General features: G+C 46.9%; 21 protein-coding genes and 1 other annotated feature. Of the genes, 19 read left to right on the top strand and 2 right to left on the bottom strand.

Annotation, left to right across the window (positions count from 1 at the left end):
• Positions 1-21: 21 nt before the first annotated feature.
• From sigG to BMY78_RS18115, 10 genes are all read left to right on the top strand, one after another.
• Positions 22-804 (top strand): RNA polymerase sporulation sigma factor SigG, encoded by a 783-nt coding sequence (sigG, locus tag BMY78_RS18165; RefSeq protein ID WP_063566979.1) that lies wholly within the window; start codon positions 22-24, stop codon positions 802-804.
• Positions 805-1004: 200 nt separating this feature from the next.
• Entirely contained in the window at positions 1005-1394 is a 390-nt protein-coding gene (locus BMY78_RS18160; RefSeq protein WP_371129143.1) for a YlmC/YmxH family sporulation protein, read from the top strand.
• 51 nt (positions 1395-1445) lie between these two features.
• On the top strand, positions 1446-2339 hold the full coding sequence (gene pgeF / locus BMY78_RS18155; RefSeq protein ID WP_090901483.1) for a peptidoglycan editing factor PgeF: 894 nt from the start codon (positions 1446-1448) through the stop codon (positions 2337-2339).
• A gap of 6 nt (positions 2340-2345) precedes the next feature.
• Entirely contained in the window at positions 2346-3047 is a 702-nt protein-coding gene (locus BMY78_RS18150; RefSeq protein WP_090901480.1) for a YggS family pyridoxal phosphate-dependent enzyme, read from the top strand.
• Positions 3038-3505 carry a cell division protein SepF gene (locus BMY78_RS18145; RefSeq protein WP_063566976.1) on the top strand — a complete coding sequence of 156 codons (468 nt, stop codon included), beginning with the start codon at positions 3038-3040 and terminating at the stop codon, positions 3503-3505. Before BMY78_RS18150 ends, BMY78_RS18145 begins: the two co-directional genes overlap by 10 nt.
• A 7-nt stretch (positions 3506-3512) precedes the next feature.
• On the top strand, positions 3513-3782 hold the full coding sequence (locus BMY78_RS18140) for a YggT family protein (RefSeq protein WP_301290087.1): 270 nt from the start codon (positions 3513-3515) through the stop codon (positions 3780-3782).
• A gap of 16 nt (positions 3783-3798) precedes the next feature.
• Complete coding sequence (locus BMY78_RS18135; RefSeq protein WP_090901477.1) at positions 3799-4581, top strand: YlmH family RNA-binding protein; 783 nt, start codon at positions 3799-3801, stop codon at positions 4579-4581.
• Positions 4582-4822: 241 nt separating this feature from the next.
• Positions 4823-5332 (top strand): DivIVA domain-containing protein, encoded by a 510-nt coding sequence (locus BMY78_RS18130; RefSeq protein WP_063566974.1) that lies wholly within the window; start codon positions 4823-4825, stop codon positions 5330-5332.
• 58 nt (positions 5333-5390) lie between these two features.
• Positions 5391-5682, top strand: a binding site (T-box leader).
• A 594-nt stretch (positions 5683-6276) separates the two neighbouring features.
• Positions 6277-9375, top strand: a complete 3099-nt coding sequence (gene ileS / locus BMY78_RS18120; RefSeq protein WP_090901471.1) for an isoleucine--tRNA ligase — start codon at positions 6277-6279, stop codon at positions 9373-9375.
• 237 nt (positions 9376-9612) lie between these two features.
• Positions 9613-9969: a DUF5665 domain-containing protein gene (locus BMY78_RS18115; protein ID WP_063567857.1), complete on the top strand. Its 357-nt coding sequence runs from the start codon at positions 9613-9615 to the stop codon at positions 9967-9969.
• 13 nt (positions 9970-9982) lie between these two features.
• On the opposite strand, the gene BMY78_RS18110 is transcribed toward BMY78_RS18115, so the two are convergent.
• Complete coding sequence (locus BMY78_RS18110; protein WP_090901468.1) at positions 9983-10720, bottom strand: TraR/DksA C4-type zinc finger protein; 738 nt, start codon at positions 10718-10720, stop codon at positions 9983-9985.
• A gap of 64 nt (positions 10721-10784) precedes the next feature.
• Between BMY78_RS18110 and BMY78_RS32905 the strand changes: the two genes are divergently transcribed.
• From BMY78_RS32905 to BMY78_RS18070, 9 genes are all read left to right on the top strand, one after another.
• Positions 10785-10931, top strand: a complete 147-nt coding sequence (locus BMY78_RS32905) for a hypothetical protein (protein ID WP_177185771.1) — start codon at positions 10785-10787, stop codon at positions 10929-10931.
• Between the two features lie 9 nt (positions 10932-10940).
• Positions 10941-11435, top strand: a complete 495-nt coding sequence (gene lspA, locus BMY78_RS18105; RefSeq protein ID WP_090901464.1) for a signal peptidase II — start codon at positions 10941-10943, stop codon at positions 11433-11435.
• Positions 11428-12411, top strand: a complete 984-nt coding sequence (locus tag BMY78_RS18100; protein ID WP_090901461.1) for an RluA family pseudouridine synthase — start codon at positions 11428-11430, stop codon at positions 12409-12411. Before lspA ends, BMY78_RS18100 begins: the two co-directional genes overlap by 8 nt.
• Positions 12412-12520: 109 nt before the next feature.
• Positions 12521-13774 carry an LL-diaminopimelate aminotransferase gene (locus BMY78_RS18095; RefSeq protein WP_090901458.1) on the top strand — a complete coding sequence of 418 codons (1254 nt, stop codon included), beginning with the start codon at positions 12521-12523 and terminating at the stop codon, positions 13772-13774.
• A gap of 186 nt (positions 13775-13960) precedes the next feature.
• Positions 13961-14875, top strand: a complete 915-nt coding sequence (locus BMY78_RS18090; RefSeq protein WP_371129142.1) for a decaprenyl-phosphate phosphoribosyltransferase — start codon at positions 13961-13963, stop codon at positions 14873-14875.
• A 33-nt stretch (positions 14876-14908) separates the two neighbouring features.
• The gene (locus tag BMY78_RS18085; RefSeq protein ID WP_090901455.1) at positions 14909-15541 is read left to right on the top strand and encodes an HAD family hydrolase; all 633 of its coding nucleotides are present in this window, start codon (positions 14909-14911) and stop codon (positions 15539-15541) included.
• Positions 15542-15567: 26 nt separating this feature from the next.
• Entirely contained in the window at positions 15568-15858 is a 291-nt protein-coding gene (locus BMY78_RS18080; protein WP_090810048.1) for an EamA family transporter, read from the top strand.
• Positions 15845-16165, top strand: a complete 321-nt coding sequence (locus tag BMY78_RS18075; protein WP_256222180.1) for a DMT family transporter — start codon at positions 15845-15847, stop codon at positions 16163-16165. The genes BMY78_RS18080 and BMY78_RS18075 overlap by 14 nt, the downstream gene beginning before the upstream one ends.
• Positions 16166-16190: 25 nt before the next feature.
• Positions 16191-17492 carry a DUF6080 domain-containing protein gene (locus BMY78_RS18070; protein WP_090901451.1) on the top strand — a complete coding sequence of 434 codons (1302 nt, stop codon included), beginning with the start codon at positions 16191-16193 and terminating at the stop codon, positions 17490-17492.
• Positions 17493-17646: 154 nt separating this feature from the next.
• Here BMY78_RS18070 and BMY78_RS18065 read toward each other — a convergent pair whose 3' ends face one another.
• Complete coding sequence (locus BMY78_RS18065; protein WP_090901448.1) at positions 17647-20322, bottom strand: YhgE/Pip domain-containing protein; 2676 nt, start codon at positions 20320-20322, stop codon at positions 17647-17649.
• Positions 20323-20958: the final 636 nt, after the last annotated feature.

Raw genomic sequence — 20958 nt, 5'->3', positions numbered from 1 at the left:
CTCCTTGGGAGGTAAGTCACGATGACCCGAAACAAAGTCGAGATTTGTGGCGTGGACACCGCAAAATTGCCTGTCCTCACCAACATAGAAATGCGGGAATTGTTTCATTCCCTACAGCAACACCATGATCGCTCAGCAAGAGAGAAATTAGTGAATGGCAACCTGCGCCTGGTGCTCAGTGTCATTCAGCGCTTTAACAATCGGGGAGAGTTTGTCGATGATCTGTTCCAGGTTGGATGTATCGGCCTGATGAAAGCCATTGATAATTTTGATTTATCCCAGAATGTCAAATTTTCAACCTACGCGGTGCCGATGATTATCGGTGAAATCCGTCGATACTTGCGCGATAATAACCCCATTCGGGTATCTCGTTCCTTGCGGGACATTGCTTATAAAGCACTTCAGGTGCGTGACAGCCTGACGAATAAAAATTCCCGTGAACCGACGATATTCGAAATTTCTGAGGTACTGAATGTGCCGAAGGAAGATGTGGTTTTTGCATTGGATGCCATTCAAGACCCGGTTTCACTCTTCGAACCGATCTATCATGATGGTGGAGATCCGATCTATGTGATGGATCAGATCAGTGATGACAAAAACAAGGATGTGTCCTGGATTGAGGAAATTGCACTGCGTGAAGCGATGCACCGTCTCGGTCAAAGGGAGAAAATGATTCTGTCGATGCGGTTTTTCGAAGGGAAAACCCAGATGGAAGTGGCTGATGAAATTGGCATTTCCCAGGCGCAGGTATCCCGTCTGGAGAAATCAGCGATACAACAAATGCAGAAACATGTGAAGTCGTAACAAGGGGTTAGCCAGAAGGCGATCAAAGGGTAAAGATATTCCTTTGATCGCCTTTTTGTTTTTTTGATTTCGACATCAGAGGCATTATGAATTGTTCCCTTGCCTTTCGTTCGAAAAAGAGGACATTTTTCGCGTATGAAACATATATTGTATAGAAGCGGAGAACGGGCAGAAGCGGATGAATCGGGGGGCGGGAGCAAATGAAAGTGAGTACAGGTGAACCAGTGGGTAGCGGGATGAAAATTTCGGATTTTCAAACCAAAGATGTAATTAACATTACGGATGGCAAACGTCTGGGTCAGATTAGCGATTTGGAGCTGGATCTGAAGCAGGGACGAATTGAGGCAATTGTTGTGCCAGGTTACAGTCGTTTTATGGGGCTGTTCGGCGGTGGAACGGATCTGGTCATCCCTTGGAGAAACATTGTGAAGATCGGTTCGGATGTGATTTTGGTTAAAATGGATGAAATAAAGGAAAATAACTACGATGAGCGTGACCGTGAAGCCCGCTTGTATGACGAACAGAACGGCCGGATGGACCGGGTGGAACGTATTGAACGGTTGGATCGGAACCAGCGCCGAACGATATAACCGAGACAGAACGGGGTTCATTTGGTACACTGGAAGTTGTGAGGTGAGAAGATGGAACCGTTTATTTTGGATAAGGAAATACGGTCGGGAAGCCAGAACTCAAATGAGGGTCCTGACCCGTTGTTACTATATGTAGAGCCGTGGAAATTGCAGTTTAAGCATATGAAAGCCGGTTTTACGACAAGGCAGGGTGGTGTCGGAAGCACACCTTACGCCAGTCTCAACTGTGCCTATCATGTGGGTGATGATCCGGCTGACGTGCTGAATAATCGCAAACTTGTGGCTGAAAAGCTGGGTTTCCCTTTGGAATCCTGGACATGTGGAGAACAGGTACATGGTAAACATGTCGCTGTAATCACGGCTGAAGATCGGGGTAAAGGTTTGCTGGATCGACAGTCTGCGTTACAGGATACGGATGGGTTAGTCACTAATGTACCTGGTGTGCTGCTGACTTCCTTTTATGCAGATTGTGTACCCCTTTATTTCTATGACCCCGTACAACAAGCGGTGGGGCTTGCTCATGCCGGATGGAAAGGTACAGTTGCTGGTATAGCCGAATCAATGGTCGAAAAGATGGAGCAGGAATATGGAAGTCGCAGACAGGATATCCATGCTGCAATAGGTCCCTCCATTGGGGATTGCTGTTATGAAGTGGATGAAGCGGTTATGCAGCATGTACGGGTTTGGCTGGACCACTCCTCAGGTAATGATGAATACAAGAACTCTGCATCTAATTCAGTATATCGACCTGCCGGAAATGGCAAAACGATGTTAAACTTGAAAGAATGCAATCGACACATTATGATGAAAGCAGGAATATTGCCGGATCATATCGAATGTACAACTTGGTGTACAAGCTGCAATCCCGAGCTATTTTTCTCTTATCGTAAAGAAAATGGCATTACCGGGAGAATGGCGAGCTGGATTGGGCTGGAAGAGAGGTGACCCTCTGTGTCATTGGAGGAGCGTATACAACTGGTAAATCAGAAGATCGAAGCAGCGTGTCAGCGCAGTGGCCGTCAACGTGAAGATGTGAATGTGATTGCTGTCACGAAATACGTCTCACTTGAAACAACGGGAGCTGTGCTGGACCACGGTCTTGAGCATATTGGCGAGAACCGCTGGCAGGATGCACAAGCGAAATGGGAAGCATTCGGTCAGCAGGGAACCTGGCATTTTATCGGTCATTTACAGACGAATAAGGTGAAGGACGTCATCGGTAAATTCCGTTACATACATTCACTGGATCGTTTGTCCCTGGCCAAGGAGTTGGATAAAAAGGCGGCGTCTCTTGGCATCCAGGTGGAAACACTATTGCAGGTGAATATTTCGGGTGAAGAGAGCAAGTTTGGCTTGCAGCCTGAACAGGCGAGTTCCTTTTTGCGCGAAATCAGTTCGTTCAACAACCTGAAGGTCATCGGCCTGATGACCATGGCACCCCATGAGGAAGATCCGGAGCTTACACGTCCCGTATTCCGCGGACTGCGTGAGCTTAGAGACCATTTGAATGGACAAGCTTTGACAGCGGAGCCATTGACCGAGTTGTCGATGGGCATGTCCAATGATTTTGAAGTGGCGATTGAAGAAGGGGCAACCTGGGTTCGGCTTGGATCGATTCTCGTAGGAAAAGAGGAGGGTTCGCAATGGGCGTAATGAATAAGTTTATGAATTTCCTCGGACTTCAGGAAGAGGAAGAGATTGTGGAACGTGAGCGTATGGCGGCACAAGAGGAACATGATCCTGATCAACAGGAAGCTGAAACCTCAAGTCTCGATAAACGTAGAAACCAAAGGGGTAATAATGTGGTGAGCATTCATTCCCAGAAAAATGTTAAAGTCGTCCTTTATGAACCGCGTTCTTATGACGAAGCACAGGAGATTGCTGATCATCTGCGCTCCCATCGTACCGTTGTCGTTAACCTGCAGAGGGTGCGTCAGGATCAGGCACTGCGCGTCATTGATTTCTTGAGTGGCACAGTGTATGCACTGGGCGGCGGTATTTCAAAAATTGGCGGCAACATTTTTCTCTGTACGCCAGACACGGTTGAAATTCAGGGTTCAATTACGGAAATACTGGCTGACAGCGAGCAAGATTATAACAGAATGAGGTGAGCCACTTTTGTATCAGATTGAAAGCGTGTTGTACACGTTATACCAGATTTACTTTTACATGGTCATTGTCTACATATTGATGTCATGGCTTCCCAACGCACGGGAGAGCTTCATCGGTGAATGGCTAGGTAAGTTTGTGGAACCATATTTAAGACCTTTCCGCCGATTTATTCCGCCTTTGTTCGGTGTGTTGGATATTTCACCGATTGTGGCGCTGATCGTTCTTCAACTTGCGCTTAATGGGCTGATCTCCATCCTCCGATACTTTGTTTATTAAGGTAGGGTGAACATAGATGAGCGGTGAAATTTACGAGCATTTTAGTCATGATGAGCGGGATTTTGTGGATAAAGCCTCAGACTGGGTTGAACGGGCAAGTAAGTATCATGACATAAAGCTAACTGACTTTCTTGATCCCAGACAGGTCTTTATTTTACAAACACTTGTGAACCGTCGAGATGATGTACAGATTCGTCTGGATGGTGGTTATGAAGCAGCTGAACGTAAGCGTGCGCTGATTGCACCGGATTATCGATATCTGGACGATGAAGATATGGGTATGCAGGTGATGAGCATTACGTCTGACGATCAGAAAATCAAAGAGCTGGAGCATGGGGACTATATGGGTGCCCTGCTCGGGCTTGGCATGAAGCGTGGCAAGATCGGTGATATTCAAGTGCTGGAGGACGGGTGCCATACGGTGGTGGCGTCGGAAACCGGCGCTTTTTTATCGCTTCAACTGAATCAGGTGCACCGGGTACATGTGTTTACGGAGCTGTTGGCACTGGATCAGCTGAAATGGTCCGAGAGCAAACTGGAGACGATGGACATTACTGTGGCTTCCCTGCGTTTGGATGGCATCTGTGCAGATGTGTATCGGCTTAGTCGCAGTAAAGTTCTCGTTCCGATCAAGGCTGGCCGCTGTCGTGTGAATTGGAAGGTGGAGGAAGATCCGTCCAAAGCGCTGAAGGCGGGAGATGTGGTATCCATTCAAGGATTTGGTCGATTCAAGGTGATGGAACAGGATGGGTTGACCAAAAAGGGACGCTGCCGCGTAAAAATCGGCAAATTTGCCTAAGTGTGTTGCAGGAAAACCCGCTTTCTTGTCGAAATGTTTAAGGTAAAGGTGCAAAAAACATTCGGTGTTTCCGATATACATTAAAGTGCAAAGGTTGATATGACCGCCAAAGGATCAAAGTCTGATCCTGCATTCCGTATTCTTGCCAGGATTGGGCATCACAAATACGGCCCCTTGGGTGGAACCCATATGCTGCAAACCTTCTCAGTCCGGGAAGGAACTTTAACAGGAGGTGGACAGCATGCCATTAACGCCGCTGGACATACACAACAAGGAATTTTCCCGACGCTTGCGCGGGTATGACGAGGATGAGGTCAATGAATTCCTGGATCAAGTCATCAAAGATTACGAAGGCGTCATTCGCGAAAACAAAGAGCTGAGCAATCAGTTGCTGTCCGTTCAAGAGAAGCTTGATCATTTTGCAACGATTGAAGAGACGCTGAGCAAAACGATCATCATTGCGCAGGAAGCTGCGGATGATGTGAAGAACAATGCGAAAAAAGAAGCACAGTTGATCGTGAAGGAAGCCGAGAAAAATGCGGACCGGATCGTAAACGAATCTTTGTCTAAATCACGCAAAATTGCTTTGGAAGTCGAAGAGCTGAAAAAGCAGGCGTCCATCTATCGTGCCCGTTTCCGTACACTTGTGGAAGCACAGCTTGAATTGTTGACTCAGGATGGTTGGGAAGCGCTGGAGAGCCGGGAGCAGGAAGTCCGTGACCGTGAGCGGGAAATGAAGGAAATTTATTAGTCTATCCGCCTGGTTGACTTTTGCCTGTAAAGAGGCTATAACTATATTCATAATGAATAGTGATTCCATGACGGGTTCAGTACGTTATGATCTCATCCCTCAGAGAGTTGGCGTCTGGTGCAAGCCAATGGATGAGTTATAGCCGAATATCTCCCCGGAGAAGTGACGCTGAAGCGGTGAAGGATTGGCCGTGTGTAAGCGAAACCGTGAGCCGAACGTTATATCGGCACCCTGCTGTAGTTAAGCGGGGCATAAGCGCTGTTGATGACAGAGCATACCCAATTTACATTGGATGTGGTTTGTGATGAACAGAATTAGGGTGGTAACGCGAGCATAACCTCGTCCCTTTCCAGGGATGAGGTTTTTTTGTGTCCAAAAAAAGCAGCGAACGTACATGAGGCCCGAAGGACCTCAAGGAGAGAGCCCGCCGCCGGAGGAGCGAAGCGTCCGGCCCCGGGTTTCCGCCAAGCGAACGTGCATGAGGCCCGAAGGACCTCAAGGAGAGAGCCCAGCGCCGGAGGAGCGAAGCGCCCGGCACCGGGTTTCGCTAAGGCGAACGTACATGAGGCCCGAAGGGACCTCAAGGAGAGAGCACGCCGCCGGAGGAGCGAAGCGTCCGGCACCGGGTTTCGCTAAGGCGAACGTACATGAGGCCCGAAGGGACCTCAAGGAGAGAGCCAACCGCCGGAGGAGCGAAGCGTGCGGCAACTCCCTTCTCGCGGTAAGGCCCTGCGGCGTTCCCGAAGGGGACAGCCGCAAGAGGGCCGACTCAACCATACACACCCTCGCCAACGCCGCCGCAGTGCCCGCCAAAGACAACCCATTCCGGGTGTCCAGAGGGCGGAGCGCCTATGGGGTCCCCCTTGGTAAGGGGGATTTAGGGGGATTGAAACGCTTTTTGTGGACGGTCCACAATTTAACCAAAGAAAGGGAAGATGATTATCATGCAACGAGTTGACGTCAAAGAGAAAGCACGCGCCAGAGAACTACGCGTGTTAAACAAATGGAAAACGGAGAATACATTCAAAAGATCCATCGAAAACCGCGAAGGCAAGCCAAACTTTGTATTTTACGAGGGACCGCCTACAGCCAACGGTAAACCGCATATCGGTCACGTACTGGGCCGAGTAATCAAGGATTTCGTGGGACGTTATAACACGATGAAAGGTTACCGCGTTGTTCGTAAAGCAGGCTGGGATACACATGGTCTGCCTGTAGAATTGGGTGTTCAGAAAAAGCTGGGCATCTCCCACAAGTGGGAAATCGAAGATTATGGCGTAGAGAAATTCATTAACGAATGTAAAGCGAGCGTGTTCGAATACGAACAACAATGGCGCGATCTGACCGAAGGTATTGGTTACTGGACAGACATGAATAATCCGTATATCACACTCGACAACAATTACATCGAAAGTGTGTGGAACATTCTGGCGACGATTCATGAAAAGGGTCTGCTGTATCGTGGTCACCGTGTGAGTCCGTACTGTCCGTCTTGTCAGACTACACTTAGCTCCCATGAGGTAGCGCAAGGGTACAAAGACGTGAAAGACCTCAGTGCTACAGCCAAATTCAAGCTGGATGACAGCGGCGAATTCGTGCTTGCCTGGACAACAACGCCTTGGACATTGCCTTCACATGTTGCGCTTGCCGTGAACCCGGATATGGACTACTCCCGCGTTCGTCAGGACAACGAAGTATATATCATGGCGACTAATCTTGTTGAGAAAGTCATGAAGGACGCCAAAGGTGAATATGAAGTCATCGGTGCCCTGAAAGGTTCTGACCTGGTTGGCAAAACGTATGATCCTCCGTTCAACTACGTGCAGGCTGAGAAAGCAAACATCATCCTGGGCGCAGGCTTTGTAACTGATGCAAGTGGTACAGGGATTGTACACATGGCACCTGCACATGGTGAAGATGACTATCGTGTATGTCGTGAGAATGGCATCAGCTTTGTGAATATGGTGGACTTGGAAGGCAAGTTTGTGCCGCAGGTAACTGATTTTGCCGGACGTTTTGTTAAGGATTGCGATATTGATATCGTAAGATACCTGTCGGAAAAAGGGCGTTTGTTCAGCAAAGAAAAATATGAGCACAGCTACCCATTCTGCTGGCGTTGTGATACACCACTTCTGTACTATGCAATGGACAGCTGGTTTATCCAAACAACAGCAATCAAGGATCAGCTGATCGCCAATAACAGTGAAGTAGACTGGTACCCGGGCCACGTCCGTGATGGGCGTTTCGGGAAGTTCCTTGAAGATCTCGTGGACTGGAATATCAGCCGTGACCGTTATTGGGGAACGCCACTGAACATCTGGGTATGTGAAGAGACGGGTGAACAATTTGCTCCGCATAGCATCGCTGAACTGCGTGCTCGTGCCATTGGCGACGTGCCTGAGAATCTGGAGCTGCATAAGCCCTATGTAGATGACGTCAAAGTCATGAGCTCTTGTGGTAAATATGAAATGAAACGTACTCCGGAAGTGATCGATGTCTGGTTCGACAGCGGCTCCATGCCGTTTGCCCAGCAGCACTATCCATTTGAAAATAAAGAAATATTTGAACAGCAATATCCGGCAGACATGATCTGTGAAGGAATTGACCAGACGCGCGGCTGGTTCTACAGCTTGCTGGCTGTATCTACACTTTTGACAGGCAAAGCACCTTACAAAGCGGTTATGGCAACAGGCCACGTTCTCGATGAGAACGGACAGAAGATGTCGAAATCCAAAGGTAACGTTATCGATCCTTGGGAAGTTATTGAAGAATACGGTACAGATGCATTCCGGTGGGCTTTGCTGTCTGACAGCGCACCATGGAACAGCAAACGTTTCTCCAAAGGCATCGTGGGCGAAGCGAAATCCAAAATGGTGGATACGCTGGTTAACACCCATGCATTCCTGACGCTGTATGCTACGATTGATGGATTTGATCCACAGGAGCATCCGTTCAAATTGTCTTCACACAATCTGGACCGCTGGATTTTGTCAAGACTGAACAGCCTGATTCTCGTTGTAGAAAAAGCGCTGGCTGTTAACGACTATCTGAACTCTTCCAAAGCCATTGAAGCGTTTGTAGATGAGCTCAGTAACTGGTACATCCGTCGTTCCCGTGACCGTTTCTGGGGCAGCGGATTGACAGAAGACAAACTGGACGCTTACCGTACACTTACCGAGGTGCTGGTGACTACTGCCAAGCTCGTGGCTCCATTCACACCAATGCTTGCAGAAGATATCTATCTGAACCTGACTACTGGTGAGAGTGTGCATATGGATGATTATCCGGCTGCCAATGAAACGCTGATTGACTTGAATCTGGAGCAGGATATGGAGACAGCACGCCGAATCGTGGAACTTGCCCGTAATGTCCGTAACGAAACAGGAATCAAGACACGTCAACCGTTGTCCGAACTGATCGTTTCTCTGGATAAAGGCTTCGATCTGGCAAGTTATGAAGAGATCATCAAGGATGAGATCAATGTCAAAACGATTCGTACCGAGCATGATGATGCAGATTTCGTTGATTTCACTTTGAAGCTGAACCTGAAAGTAGCGGGTAAAAAATACGGTAAAAACGTAGGCTTCCTGCAGAACTTCTTCAAGGGAATGTCAGCAGACGAGACGCGTAAAGTAGTGACAGAAAATCTTCTGAACGTCGTTTCTCCGGAAGGTGAAGAGCTGCAAGTGACGGGTGAAGAACTGCTGGTGGAGAAACAAGCCAAATCCGGTTTTGCCTCGGCATCCGGCTATGGTCTGACGGTAGCCCTCAATACGGAGATCACAACAGAACTCGAACAGGAAGGCTGGGTCCGCGAAGTCATTCGTGCAGTTCAAGACACACGGAAGAAGCTGGATCTGCCGATTGAGAAAAGAGTACGTTTGACGCTGGATGTGGACGCTGCTTTACAAGAAGCGATTCAGGCCTTCGATCATGTGCTGCGTGAGAATGTGCTCGTTACCGAAGTGACCTTCGGTACGAATGATTCGATGCAACGTATTGAAGCCGGAGGTAAAGCCATCGGTGTATATATCGAGGGGTAATACAGTAATTCTCTAATTCTCACGTAAGGCGTTCCTGAAGAAAGGATTGCTTTGTCTGACTTTAACGGGGACAGAGTAACTCTATTTCAAATAGGACAGTATATAGAGACAGACATGCCAACGAGCCTCAGATGCAGGAGAACAATCCTGTGTCCTGGCTCGTTTGGTTTTTCAGCAAATGGGCAATGATTTCTATTGTGCAGACATTCTATATACATCAAAGGAACTGAGTAAATTATGAACGAACAGGATACCCAATCGCCATCAAATTCAGAATCCACAACGCATTCCAAAAATGCGGAGGACAAGATTGAAGAACTTCACAAGCTCACTAACCGGCTCGCCAATGAACTCGAACGTTCACGAATCGCACAGTATACGGAATTATTGAACCGGCCATGGAAGCTGATCGGACTTAATCTGTTGTCTGGCGCCGCAAGGGGCGTGGGGATCGCCATCGGTTTTACTTTTTTTGCAGCAACGATCATTTACGTGTTACAAGTGCTAGGTGCGCTTAATCTGCCCATCGTGGGTGATTACATCGCAGATATTGTACGGATTGTGCAGCGACAGCTGGAATTAAACACTTATTAGGTTACCTGCAGGTTTAATACGAGTCGTCTGATTCGATATCCGGTTCTAACAGGCCATCGCCTTCACGGTTCTCCAGATACTGTCGATATTGCCGATTGCGTACGATGGAAACGTCATGACCGTAGATATCGGTTGCGACAAAGCTCTCATATGCCTCAACGCAGCCCTCCACTTCGTCAGAGGCTTCAATCGCCATAACGTCGTAACTGTCGATGTCCCGTCCCTCAGCCATGGCCGGAGTATTGGAGGTGCCCCAACTTTCAACAATCTGCCATGCGTCTTCACCGTCGAAGCCGTTCTGGTCATCACGTTCATCCAGACTTGTGCGGCCAAAGGCAGGGGCGAGGAATTCTTCCTCGACAGGGCGATTTTCGGAGACAACGGTTTCCGGTTGATGCTTTTTGCAGTATTTGGTGTAAGGAACAGCCTGCATGCGTTCATAGGGGATAGGTTGCTGACACACGGCGCAAGTTCCATAATGACCTTCTTCGATGGAATGCAGGGCAGAGTCGATGCGCTCCAGTTGAAATTCATCATGCTCCAACAGGGAAATATCCTTTTCGCGATCATACATCTCGGTAGCTACATCACCCGGATGGTTGTCAATCGGTGATAATTCGCCTGTCTGAAGCTTCATGGAGTCACCAAGACCATAATGTTCGTTCTGCTCCAGTCTATGTTCAATATCACGCTTTTCGGTTATCAATTGGGAACGTAACGATTGCAGTTGTTTGGCAGTGAAATGTGACATCATTTTCCCCTTTCTGTTCCGTATGGACTCCGGATTTTGACTCTGTTGTAGGATGTGCCATTTCGTGCAGAATTACAGAAGGGAAATGTTATCGTTTTTGCCATCCGGGCTGCGGCTAACCGCGTCGTGGACGATTTCCAAACAGCTGTGCTACAATGAACAAGTCTGGCGTAAAGCCTGGTATCGTTTGGAAAAGACAAGAACGGAGTGACAAACAAACGTGGTGTATTATATCCTCGCTTTTATCGTATTTTTAATCGATCAGGGAACAAAGTTCCTAATTGCAACCCGGATGGAACTTAGAGATGAAATTCCGGTGATTGGCAACTTCTTTGTCATCACATCACATCGTAACTCAGGTGCAGCTTTTGGTATTTTACAGGATCAACGCTGGTTCTTTATCGTGGTTACACTGGTTGTCGTGGTGGCTTTGGTTTGGTATTTGCAAAAGGTAAAAGATACTCCTCACAAATTGCTGCCCGTAGCGCTTAGTTTGGTGCTTGGGGGAGCTATCGGGAACTTCCTGGATCGGGCTTTGACCGGAGAAGTTGTCGATTTTATCCAGCTTAATTTTGGTAGCTATACGTTTCCCATTTTCAACATAGCCGACTCGGCGATCTGTATCGGTGTGGTACTGATTATTGTGGAAACATTGCTTGAAGGACGGCGCGAGAAAGCAGCCGCAAAGGTCGAAGGGAATGAACATCATGAGTAAATCGCAAAATGAAGAACAGACTAACGGAGACACGTCAACGTATGATGATGAACTCTTGAATGGCAATGATCGTATGGAATGGACGGTTGCCGCTGAACATAATAAAGAACGAATTGACAAATATATTACAGAATCCATGGATAACGTATCGCGCTCCCAAGTTCAATTGTGGATTGGAGACGGATTCGTAACGGTGAACGGGGCTAAAGTCAAAGCTAACGCCAAATTATCTCAAGGCGATCTGGTAGAGCTTCTGATCCCTGAGCCAACGACTGTCGAGATTATTGCTGAAGATATTCCACTTGAAGTGGTATATGAGGATAGCGATTTGATCGTTATTAACAAACAGCGCGGCCTTGTTGTTCATCCAGCACCAGGACATACGTCGGGAACACTTGTTAATGCGCTGATGTATCATTGTAAAGATCTGTCAGGCATTAACGGCGAGCTGCGTCCCGGTATTGTGCATCGGATTGATAAGGACACATCAGGTCTAATCATGGCAGCCAAAAATGATCGTGCTCACGCCTCGCTGGCCGCTCAGCTCAAAGAGCATAGTGTGAATAGAAGATATATTGCACTCGTTCATGGGCATCTTAGCCATGATCAAGGTACGATTGATGCACCGATTGGTCGAGATACCAATGATCGCAAAATGTACACCGTTACAGAGCGTAACAGTAAACATGCGGTCACGCATTTTACTGTCACAGAGCGTATCAATGACTACACATTGCTGGAACTGAAACTGGAGACAGGGCGTACACACCAGATTCGTGTTCACATGAAGTTCATTGGTCATCCGCTTGTTGGAGATCCGACGTATGGTCGTAACAAAGGGATCAAAATGCAGGGACAGGCCTTGCATGCAGCGATTCTTGGTTTTGTACATCCAACGACCGGAGAATACCTTGAATTTACAGCACCGCTTCCGCAGGATATGGAAGATGTTCTGGCCTCCTTGCGCAGCCGCTGACAGCTCGAGAAAGTACAAATGTTCGGATAATTTGTCCATGGTTTTGAACGCGCAAATGCTTCATATTAAAGTGTAGAAATTTGCGTCAAATGAGGAGATGAACAAAATCATGAGTATCGATAAATATCAGGAAACGTACATTCAGACTAATTTTGCCGACCGTATTGGCGGCTCCAACTATGGTAAAGACACCAACATCTATAAATTCGAGAAAATCAAACGTGCTAAAGCTTCGGCTAAAAAAGATTTTCCAAATGTAGAATTGATTGACCTCGGCGTAGGTGAACCAGACGAGATGGCAGATGCAGGCATCGTAGCTGCATTGGCGGAGCAAGCCTCCAAACCAGAAAACCGTGGATACGCGGATAACGGTATTCCTGAATTCAAGGAAGCGGCAGCTGCTTACCTGAAAAATGTATTTAATGTTGAAGGTATCGATCCATCAACTGAAATCGTGCATTCCATCGGCTCCAAGCCAGCTTTGGCGATGATGCCTTCTTGCTTCATCAATCCAGGTGATGTAACGATTATGACGGTGCCAGGGTATCCGGTTATGGGTACACACACCAAATACCTGGGTGGCGAAGTGTTCAACATCCAGTTGACCAAGGAGAACAACTTCCTGCCAGATCTGTCGGCTATTCCAGAAGATATTGCGAAACGTGCGAAGTTGCTCTATCTGAACTACCCGAATAACCCGACGGGCGCGAGTGCTACCGTGGAGTTCTTTACGGAAGTGGTTGAATGGGCGAAGAAATACAGCGTAGTCGTTGTGCATGATGCTCCCTACGCAGCACTGACATATGACGGCAAAAAACCGTTCAGCTTCCTGTCTGTACCTGGTGCGAAGGATGTGGGCGTGGAATTGCACTCCCTGTCCAAGTCTTACAACATGACAGGCTGGAGAATTGGTTTTGTTGCAGGTAACCCGCTTGTAGTTAAAGCATTCAGCGACGTAAAAGACAATAATGACTCCGGTCAGTTCATCGCGATCCAGAAGGCTGCTGCCTATGGATTGAACCACCCGGAAATCACGGAAAAAATCGCCGAGAAATATTCCCGTCGTCACGACCTGCTGGTAGCTGCACTGAACGAGCTGGGCTTCCAGGCTGAGAAACCTAAAGGTTCCTTCTTCCTTTATGTTGAAGCTCCAAAAGGTATTGCCGGAGGCCGCCGCTTTGAATCAGGCGAAGACTTCTCCCAGTTCCTGATCCGTGAAAAACTGATCTCTTCGGTGCCTTGGGATGATGCTGGTAACTTTGTTCGTTTCTCCGTTACCTTTGAAGCTAAAGGAGAAGAGGAAGAGAAACGTGTTATTGCTGAAATTAAACGCCGCCTGAGCGACGTGCAATTCGAATTTTAATTAATTCACATCATCATTATGATGTAACGTAAAAGAAAGAAGAGACCGGAAACGGTCTCTTTTTTTTATGCAAAAAAATATAAATTTTCCCTGTAATCCCTTTACAAAATAATACAAGCAACATATGATTAGATCTTTACGTTATTTATATAAGTCAGAAGTTGCTTTTGAAGGGAGTTATGGAAATTGTTATCATCACGTACCAATACTGTGTCCACACCTGCTGCAGGGACAGGCAATACCGTTTCAGGATTGCTTAAATTATTGAGACCCAAACAATGGACCAAAAATTTGTTGTTATTTGCCGCGCTGCTTTTTTCTTTTGAGGAAATTCGGACGGAGACCATTCTATCGACTTTGCTAGGTTTTATTTTATTTAGCCTGGTTGCAGGCTGCGTTTATATTTTAAACGATTATGTAGATCGCGACAGAGATCGTCAGCATCCTGTGAAGATGTTCCGTCCTCTTGCTTCTGGACAGGTCAATCCGGCTCACGCCTTGCTGTTTGGAATTCTGCTGTTGATTCTTTCCGTCGGGACAGCCTTTGTGATGAACTCGTTATTCGGAGTGTTATGTATAGTTTATTTCCTTTTGAATGTGTCGTACTCATTTGTTCTGAAACATCTCGTTATTTTGGATATGATGACCATTGCGGCTGGATTTGTGCTTCGTGCGATTGCGGGCGGTGTGCTGATCCATGTACCATTTACGCCGTGGTTTCTCATCTGTACGATGCTGCTGTCCCTGTTCCTGGCCATTGGCAAACGTAGGAATGAACTTACTCTGCTTGAGGGAAATACCGGTTCACATCGTAAAGTATTGGATAACTACTCGATTACGTTATTGGATCAGTTCAATACCATTGTCACAACCGCGACCATTATCAGCTATTCGCTATTTACGTTCACATCCGATCGCACCATTCATTTAATGTGGACGATTCCTTTGGTCATATACGGCATGTTCCGTTATCTGTATCTGATTCATATGAAGAACCAAGGTGGTTCACCTGATCGAGTTTTGTTTGAGGACAAGCCCGTCTTGATCACGGTCATTTTGTATGTCATAAGTGTTATTTTGATTTTTGCTATTTTTGAATAAACGTTAGAGTCTGGAAGATAGAGGGGGATCAGGGTGAAAAGCACGAAAGTCGCCATCTTTGATATTGATAAAACGATTATACGCAGAGATTCCATGTTTCAGTTTGTACATTACGGCGTTCAGCGTTATCCATGGCAGGTATGGAGATTGCCTGTAATTGCATTTCATACCGCGCTGTTCAAGGCAGGTCTGATGACCGTTGAGCGTGTCAAACGTTCCTACTTCAAGAGTATTGAGCGCATGTCTGAAAAAGATCTGGAGCATTTTTTTGATACACGATTGCGTACTGCCATTTTTGCGGAGGCAAGTGTAGAGATGCAGCATCGTAAGGAAGAAGGCTATCATGTATTGCTGGTGACCGCATCTCCACATGCTTATATGAAATATTTTAAAAACTTTCCCTGGGTGGATCATGTCATCGGTACCGATCTGGTTCGTCACTCGAATGGCTATACCTGTAGGATTGAAGGCAGCAATTGCAAGGGGGATGAGAAGGTTCGCCGAATCCAGGCCTATCTGGATGAGAAAAAGATGGTGATTGATTATGATCAATCCTGCTCCTACTCTGACTCCTTATCCGATCTTCCAGTGATGCAGTTGGTGAGTCAGCGATACTTTATTAACAAGCGCGTCCCAGAGATGGAGGCATTGTCGTGGGGGAGATAAAAGGGCGCCATACAGGCAAGTTGTTGATGCTGGTCTCCGCTTTTCTTACAGCGACGGGCCAACTGTTCTGGAAGTGGGGGCTGACCGAGTGGATCTACCTGGGCATCGGCTTTCTGTGTTATGGACTGGGTGCCATTTTGATGATCAAGGCGTTTGCTTTGGAAAAGCTGTCTGTGGCCTATCCTTTGATGTGTGCCAGCTATGTGTTTGCGCTGATCTATGGATACTTTTTGTTAGGAGAAGAAATTACGGTGCAGAAGTTGGCCGCTGTTGTGCTGCTTGGAATCGGGGTGACGTTGACCAGTGTTGATCGATAGCTGGATGATTGCTGTATTAATTGCAATGACCCTGTGTGGAGCGATGGGAGGAGCGGGTTTGAAAGCCTACGCCACCAGTCGCAAAAAGCTGCATGTTCTAATGGGACTTGGATTCTATGGTACAGGTGCGATGCTGAACATTGTATTGTTGAAATTTCTTCCCTTAACGGTTGTGCTGCCTGCCAATGCGTTAACGTATGTGTGGACGCTCATTATAGCGCGCTTTGCCTTTAAGGAAGCAGTGGGTCCTTTGCGCTGGATCGGTGTCGCTTGTATTATGGGCGGGTTGTGTTTATTGGTTTTCTAGAATAATTGAAACTGGATGTGAGCGCATGAAATTTTTGGACTACATATTTTATAATCGCAGAACCAATTGGACGGCATTTGGCCTGTTTGCGGGTTTTGCTCTTTTTTACGGTCTCATGAATGGACCTTACGTAACGTACATAGCAAATCACGCAGAGCTTCTTGGGTCATACACGCCATTTAGTACGACGCAGTTTCCACTTAATTTATTTAATTTCGATCCTTCCATGTATTATGGAGACAACAGTTCTTCGGTGATTCATCCGTTAATTTCCTTCCTTGCGGTTACGCTTGAAGCAGGTGCTCAGCTGCTGGGCGGGAATTGGTTCTTTCTAGTCCTGCAATCACTCGTGAATGCAGGTTCGGTTGTGTTGGTATTTCTGTTTTTGAGTCAAAAAGACAAACAAATCACTACACCGTTACTTTTCGCTGTACTGTTCGGTTTCAGCTCCTATCTGATGTTTACCGCGTTGATTCCGGATTCGTATCCATATGTGCAGTTTGTTATCCTGTTCTCTGTGTTGTATATGCAGTACACCCGTGAGCGCGAAGATGTCCGTTATATCCCGAATGCGCTGCTGGCATCCATCAACTTCGGACTGACGTCGACCAACATCGTGCCGTTTGCGGCCGCCATGTTTTTCGATTTGCGTACGTGGCGAAACAAGTCTGGTTGGAAAAAGTATATCGGAATTATGGCACTGGCCGTTGCCTTCATCGTAGTATTGACAGGCATCCAGTACATCGCGTTTGGCGGTCGAAGCTGGGTCAGCAATTGGCTGCTTGGCATTCAAAATGGGGGTACAAGCTATGCCACTCCATTCCAGTTCGCAGCTCATTGGAAAGCTCTAAGCCTGCTAACGATTAATCCGATGCTGTCACCGAAAGTGCATTTGCTGGACCCGGGCATGGTCGCGTTTGTAACGGATCTGTCCCGTTCCAATCCGATCTATGTTCAGCTAACGGGTATATTTATTCTGCTGCTGGCGCTCATGGGGGTTATCAAGGGCATCCGTGAACGGGAAGTATGGACTCTTGTGCCATACATTCTGTTTGCCTTTTTACTTCATATCGTCGTTGGTTTCGGGCTGGCCGTATTTCAATACGATATGTACCTGTATGCAGGACACTATCTGTTTGCGTTTTTCCTTCTCGGTGGGGGCTTCGTCATCAGTCTGCGTCCGGGGATGGGTAAAAAAGTGCTAATAGGTTTGATCATGCTATGTATCCTCGTTACTGCAGGGAACAACATCTATCGTCATGTAGAAACATTAACAACCATCAAGCAGTCCTATGATCAGTTAGAACAGGAACGTACAGTGAAATAATCAGAGGTTTTATTTATCTATATAATGAGACAAGGCCATTGGACTGTAGATCCAATGGCCTTGTCTTGTTTGGCATGATTCATTCGATATGTGCATGTTGGTTTCAAACAAAAGACCCACTGCGTTCATTACGCAGAGGGTCTCAGGGACGCTTTTAAGCAATAATTTTGGTCTTCTTGGCATTCTCGGCTGAACGTTTGGTGAGACTGCTGAGTGGACGTTTCAAAGCAAGTGCAACGATGAGACTCAACGCGATGAACATGCACAACCACAGAATATCCTTAATGGCAGTGGACCACAGGATGCCCCCGACCGACTCACGCAGCAGGCTGATCGCATACGTGAAGGGCATGAACGGATTCAATGCCTGGAAAAAGGACGATGTCATGCTGATCGGGAACGTACCGCCCGAGCTGGAGAACTGGAACACCATGAAGATGATCGCGATCCCTTTTCCGATATTCCCAAAAACGGACAGCAGGGTGTACGTTATGGTGACAAATACGGCACTCACCAGCATGGCAAACAGGACAAACCACAGTTTATCTGCGACATAGGTGCCGAGAATCAAAATATCTCCCAAGCTGACACAGATCGCTTGAAGCAATCCAATCGTTAGAAAAGTGGCAAGACGTCCAAGATACAACTCGTATCCCCTGAACTTGCCGTCTGGATTCTCAGCTTCGGCACGAAGCAGGGAAATCAGCAGCGTTGAGCCGACCCACAATGACAGCACGCCATAAAATGGTGACATGGCCGATCCATAATTAGGAATCGGGTAAAGCTGCTGTTCCTTGATTTGCACCGGACTTGCTAGGAAAGCACTCTCTTCTTCAATGTCGCCGCGCAAAAGCTTGGCAAGCTCGGCAAACTGGTTATTGCCTTCGACTTCTCTAAGTTTGTCTGCTGCCTTGCTGATGGCATTTTCCAGCGCTGGCAGATCATCACGTACCAGCGTGGCAACACGATGTACTCCTTGTTCGACCTCCGGTAGCTGATTTTGTACAAAATCGGATGCCTTGCTTATCTGTTTCTCGGCATTGGGCAGATCGTTCCGAACAAAATCAGCCGCTTCATTCAGCTTGGTCCCCAGCTTGGGCAGATCGTTTCGTATTAATGAAGACACTGTGTTTAAAGCTTGGATAAAGCCTTCACTTTTATTTGCGAGCGTCTCCGATATCTCATGAATCTTAGATTGTATTTGGGGCAGTTCACTCTGGATTTTGGTCAATTCAGTCTGCCCAAACGTAATGCCTTCTTTGGCAGATGCAAGAATGTCCGCAATATCCGGAATTCGATCCCTTGCTCCCTGTAATGTATCTGCTGAAGTGGAAAGGAGAGACCTCAGCTTATCCGCACCAGCCGCAAGAGCCGGCGATATTTCGCTTTCGTAGGTGTTCATGATATTGCCAATGCCGCTGCTAATGTCCTTGGACAGAGCATTTAACTGGGCGATGACGTCTGCGGGCGGAGTTGTATTGCGACGCAGAGCATCACTGATAATTCCAGCCAGGCGGACTTGCAACTGAAGTTTATCTGAAATGGTATTCAGCTGCGTAATTTTATTGGCAAGTGGATGGCTTGGAAGCAAGTTGTCGATTTTGCCGAGTAGTTCTGCCATACTGTCGACGAGTTTGACTGCAATCCCCAAACGGGCAGCGATCCGGTCCAGATCCTCAGCTGTTGGCAGTTTATTAAGATCAGTATTTTGCAATTGCCCAAATACGTCTGACGCAGCGTTTGCGATTTGCTGCACCAGCAGCAGGTTTTGCCGGATCACCGGGCCTATAGCCTGAAACGCTTCTTCACTGGAATCCACAAACTGATTCAAGCCTTCGGCCAGCTCAATCCCGTTACCAGCGATTTGGGATACTTTGTCCAGATCTTGCTCTGCGTCCGTTACGATAGAGAGAGCCTTGTCGGTTTTATCCAGGGCCGTTTGGATGACACCTGATACCTGACCAAAGTTTGCATCCACTTCGTGAATGCGTTCTACGGCTTTTTGAATATCGGGAATCCGCCCCTGAATAGCCAACACCTCGGATGCTGCGTCATTAATTTGTGGCCAATACTCCTGCACCTTGAGCACATACTGTGCGGCTTCATTGATTTCCGGCAGCTTTTTTTCGATCTCTACGATCTTTTGAGCATCTTTTACGATACCAGGCATGGCTTTTTCTACTTCCAGTACCTTTTGACCTGCAGCTTGTATCGCCGGAAGATTTTTCTCCAGCGTGAAAATGCCATTCTCCATTTTGCGCAAAGTAGGAAGCTGGGCATTGATCTCAACTCCGGCTTCCTTCAATTTGGTTAGAACAGCCTCACTGACGGCTTCCGTGAAATTTTCATTAATTTGTGTTGTAATCGCAGATACACCAGAGCCTGTGATTTTTGGAGCGATGGCATTAACCTTCTCGTTAACGGTATAGATTACCTCTGGGCGCTCCAGCTTCCCGTCAACGATACCTGTAATTTTGGTTGAAAAGTCCCCGGGAATGAGGAGGCTTGCATAATACTCTCCTGTTTGCACACCACGATCAGCCTCAGCCTGGTCCACAAAAGTCCATCCTAGCTTTTCGTTGTGTTTCAGACTGGACACCAGTTCGTCTCCAATATTAACGTTAGTTCCTGCAACAGTAGCACCCTTGTCCTCGGTTGTCACCGCAATTTTGATCCCTTGGGTATTACTGTACGGGTCCCATACGGATTTCACGTTGACCCAGTCATATACTCCGGGCAGTAAAATAATAGCTACAATTAGAAATATACCTGTGGGAACCTTCAAAATATGTAACCAGTCTGTTTTGTAAACTTGCCAAATGTGACGCATAACTTCCTCCTAAATGTAAATAAATGTAGGTCTTATCTTATTTCTATGTCGCGTATTTGTAAATCCTTATGTATATCGGCTTTATTGAAGCATCAATGAATTGTTTCATGTTTATAAACTTTACCCATTTCACTGGGTACTAATGCAGAGCCTTCATGTATTTCATGTTTCTGGACGTTGAACTCTATAATTAGACTCTGTTCCAACGTTGAATATAGGCAGAGGATTATTTTGGCTGTAAGATTCTCCGCAATTTCCTATGGATAAATATGCAGAATTATTGTATAATTATGAATAACGAATGAAATGTGATGTGTTTGGATGTTTTTCAGCCGAACTGCTGATTCTAAGGGGAATACAGTAGGGGAATTTCGCCTGTGATGTTGAGGTGTTGACAGAGGGTTGTCTTTCTGTCATAATTCATGAAGACAAACGGACATATTGAGTATAGAACCCTGTGAGGTCCTTCAATATGAACGACATGAATAGCACCTTTAAATCAGTCCCGTGAGACTGGCAAGGTAACGTGAACGATACATCGTTTTTTTGCTGCGGCAAATGAAGCGATGCATCCCGAGAGTAAACTTTCTTCAGAGCGGTCTGAAGTTCGGAGACTCCTTGCCAATAAACACGGCA

The organism is Paenibacillus sp. OK076, assembly GCF_900110055.1.
GTDB lineage: Bacteria > Bacillota > Bacilli > Paenibacillales > Paenibacillaceae > Paenibacillus.
The sequence above is the reverse complement of the archived record's forward strand: the minus strand, read 5'-3'. Positions and strand labels throughout refer to the sequence as shown.